General features: G+C 34.7%; 1 protein-coding gene. It reads left to right on the top strand.

The annotated features are described in order from the left end of the window. Positions 1–34 precede the first annotated feature (34 nt). Positions 35–308 (top strand): helix-turn-helix domain-containing protein (locus JMM81_RS22790; protein ID WP_256243834.1); only part of this gene is annotated, 274 nt, incomplete at its 3' end.

The following is a 308-nucleotide window of genomic DNA, read 5'->3' as shown; positions in this document are numbered from 1 at the left end:
ATTGTATAAGAATAAAAAGAAAGGAGGAAACGAAGTGGATTATGTTTATAAAGGATATAAATTTCGTTTATACCCAACCAAAGATCAAGCGACGATGATGAATAAAACAATCGGTTCTTGCCGTTATGTGTTTAATCAGGCACTCCGTCAACAGAACCATCAAAATATCTATTGGTCTATCACTCAAGAAATGGTGCAAAACGGTCAATTGACAGAAAATCAGTGGAAATCCGAGTATTTTAATGCGGTCAAAGCGCAAAAAGAAATGACTTTTCTAAAAAAAGAAATCAAGTGGTTGAGTGAAGTGG

It is taken from the genome of Bacillus sp. V3B (genome assembly GCF_024494465.1).
In the GTDB taxonomy this organism is placed as follows: Bacteria; Bacillota; Bacilli; order Bacillales; family Cytobacillaceae; genus Bacillus_BD.
Note: the sequence above shows the minus strand (reverse complement) of the source record. Positions and strands in the feature narration are given on the sequence as shown.